The 3,384-nt window shown below is 53.8% G+C and carries 1 protein-coding gene and 2 pseudogenes; 2 read left to right on the top strand and 1 reads right to left on the bottom strand.

Features of this window, described 5'->3' with window-relative positions; translation table 11 throughout:
• Window positions 1-457: 457 nt before the first annotated feature.
• A complete protein-coding gene (locus MUW49_RS13590) occupies window positions 458-1,477 on the top strand; it encodes an IS110-like element ISAs16 family transposase (RefSeq protein WP_021140576.1) in 1,020 nt (339 codons plus the stop codon).
• A gap of 297 nt (window positions 1,478-1,774) precedes the next feature.
• A pseudogene (locus MUW49_RS13595) lies at window positions 1,775-2,926 on the top strand (IS3 family transposase).
• A gap of 16 nt (window positions 2,927-2,942) precedes the next feature.
• On the opposite strand, the pseudogene MUW49_RS13600 reads toward MUW49_RS13595, so the two are convergent.
• Window positions 2,943-3,239 (bottom strand): annotated as a pseudogene (locus MUW49_RS13600) (ISAs1 family transposase); the annotation flags it as partial.
• Window positions 3,240-3,384 lie beyond the last annotated feature (145 nt).

Consider the following 3,384-nt stretch of genomic DNA (forward strand, 5'->3'; position numbering starts at 1 on the left):
TAAATGACTAAAATTTTCATTTTTTGTTCGTGGGATACTTGTTCGCACTTTCCCAAGGCATTTACGGGAGAAAAAATCGGCTCAAACTGAAAAAATGAAATGACTGAGTCAGCCGAGAAGAATTTCCCCGCTTATTCGCACCTTCCCTAGATAGCACTCGCACTATGCTCACTCTAATTGGCAATGAAGGATCTATGTTTAACCTGATTTTGGTTAATAGCAGGCACCGAGATACGCTAGGCACATTGTAGATTGGTCCCTTGAAGATCCTAGATTGGCCCCTTGAAGATCCAGACACTTCGCCCCTCTTAACTTAAGAGGTAGTCTTGGAACTATGTTCAGTACTAGTCGCAACGAGAAGATGGTCGAAGTAATGGGATGGTCGCCCCTCCCCAAACGGCATCTAACGTGCCAATGTGGCAAAGATATTCCCACTGACTGTAGAGAGGCGAACGCTATGAAAATCACCACGATTGGCATCGATTTGGCCAAAAATGTCCTGCAGGTTCATGGCGTGGATGAGCGCGGCAAAGTGCTTCTGAAAAAGCAGCTCAAGCGGGACCAGATGATCACTTTCTTTGCCAACTTGCCCGCCTGTCTGATCGGCATGGAAGCTTGTGGTAGCGCCCATTTCTGGGCCAACAAGCTGCAAGGTCTGGGGCATACCGTCAAGCTGATGGCACCTCAATTCGTCAAACCCTACGTCAAAACAAACAAGAATGATGCCCCCGATGCCGAGGCCATTTACGAAGCGGTAACCCGGCCAACCATGCGCTTCGTGCCGATAAAGAGTAGCGAACAGTTAGCCGTCCTAGCCCTGCATCGTGCTAGGCAGGGGTTCGTCAAGGCCAGGACCGCCCAGGCCAACCAGATCCGAGGACTTTTGGCGGAATATGGGCTCATCATCCCCCAGGGCATCACCCACATCGGCCAGCGTGTTCCCGAATTCCTGGAGGACAGTGAAAACTGCTTGCCAGGGACGTTTCGCCTGTTGCTGATGCGACTCCACGAGCACCTCAAGGAACTCAATAAGCAGGTCAACGAGCTGGAGGAAGCGAGCGTACGCTGGCATCGAGACAGTGTCGCCAGCCAAACATTGGCACAGCTACCCGGTATAGGTCCTATCACCACCAGCGCCCTGGTGGCCTCCATTGGCAATCCGAGAAATTTCCAGAATGGCAGGCAGTTGGCCGCGTGGCTGGGGTTGGTGCCACGGCAACACTCCAGCGGTGGCAAGCAGACCCTGCTGGGGATCAGCAAGCGCGGCGACAGCTACTTGCGCACACTGTTAATTCATGGCGCTCGGGCGGTGCTACGAGTAGCAGAACACAAGGAGTCGTTTGCAGGAAGCTGGTTGGCCGGGGTGATGGCACGGCGCAACCCTAACGTGGCGGCGGTAGCGCAGACGGCTAGAATCATCTGGGCATTGCTGGCACACGACAGAAAATATGATGCTCACAATGGTATGGCCGCATGAAAAACAGGTTTAGTAAGGGCGGGCTGACAGCCCTGCAACAAGACGGTTGGCAATGATAATGAAGCACAGATTGCGCAGGCAATCATGAAGTGATGGCGAGACAGGTCAGACCGTGGCTGGCAAAACCCGGTGTTAACACAGCACGTCGTTAAGTGCGCTGTAAGTGATAGAGGAGCCAGTCAGCGAATTCCATCAGGGATAGAGGCTGTTGCCTCGGTGAAATCCGGATCTATGGCTGCAATCTCCACCTGACTCACTTTCATTGATTGAGGGCTTGGCAAACCGGGGCGACCATCTATGTTAACAGGGGCTGAGCGTCGTCGACGCCGGAAAAGATCTCCATCGTGCAGCAGACCTTTGAGCCCGGAATGACCGTCTCTCATGTAGCTCGCTTGCACGACGTCAACGCCAACCAGCTTTTCAAATGGCGTAAGCAATTCCAGGAAAGCTCTCTCACGGCGATCACCGCCGGTGAGGATGTTGTTACAGCCTTCGAGTTGGTTGCTGCCATCAAGCAGATCCGAGAGCTCCAGCGTCTGCTCGGGAAGAAAACCATGGAGAACGAGATCCTCAAAGAAGCCGTAGAGGTTGGTCGAGCAAAAAATGGATTGCGCATGCGCCCTTGTTGCCGGGGGACGACGATTAAGTGCTGTGAGCCAGGCCCTTAATGTATCGCGTGCGCAGCTATCCGTTCGTGTTCATCGAAAACCAGGTTGGCAAGATGGTCGTCATCATCGCCTGCATGATGATGCTGCCTTACTTGGCCGGATCATGGAGGCGATGGCTGAGCTTCCCTCCTATGGCTATCGTCGAGTCTGGGCGCTGTTACGGCGTCGGTCAGAGGCAACACGACAGCCTGTGGTAAACGCCAAACGGGTATATCGCGTCATGCGCGATCATGGCCTGTTGCTGGAAAGAAAACCGGCTGCACCATTGACCCAGCGGGCACATCAGGGGCGTGTTGCCGTCAAGGAGAGCAATCGACGTTGGTGCTCAGATGGCTTCGAGTTTCGCTGCGATAACGGTGAAAAACTACGAGTCACGTTCGCCATGGACTGCTGTGACAGGGAAACCTTGGACTAGGCTGCCAGTACCGGGGGTTACGACAGTGCCACGGTGCAAGATGTCATGCTGAGGTCTGTTGAGCGTCGCTTCGGGGATGCGTTGCCGGCATCACCGGTGGAGTGGCTGACTGATAATGGTTCGGCGTATCGAGCCCATGAGACCCGCGCGTTTGCACGAGAAATCGGGTTGGAGCCCAAAACGACTGCGGTGAGAAGCCCACAGAGCAACGGTATAGCGGAGTGCTTCGTGAAGACGATGAAGCGAGACTATATCGAGATGATGCCGAAACCAGATAGCCGAACAGCGGTAGGCAATTTGGCCATCGCGTTTGAGCATTATAACGAACACCACCCGCACAGCGCCTTGGGATACCGTTCAGGGTGAGAGCGTGAACATTTTGTTAAATTTCACCCAGTTTTTTGAGACCCGCATTGAGTACCGTTTCCAGATATTCACTGCTCATTCCTGCGATTTTTTGCTTCCGTCTTACGCTCGCCTTGCGTGAAGTCTCGGCCCTGAGCATGTTCAGCCCCATGTGCCGGATGCACGCCAAAATCTCTGCGGCATCACCGCGATAAATCGGGCAATCATCCTCGCCCATCGTGACGTCCAGCACCCAGTGCAGGCTATTTTCGATGGCCCAGTGCCCACGCACCGCTCGCGCAAACTCATCCTGCACCAACGCTTTGGAACTGATGGCTAATAACATCATGTCGATCAGCCAATAACATCATGCCGATCACTTTTTTTCTGCCCGCGTTTATAGCGTCTTCCTTTTACTCCGCCTGATCGGCATCGGTCAAGTTGGCGCCCTGTTTTCTCATCGATTCTCCCGTTAAGGT

The sequence above is a fragment of the Aeromonas sp. LsrichE-8G genome (genome assembly GCF_022869435.1).
In the GTDB taxonomy this organism is placed as follows: domain Bacteria; phylum Pseudomonadota; class Gammaproteobacteria; order Enterobacterales; family Aeromonadaceae; genus Aeromonas; species Aeromonas caviae.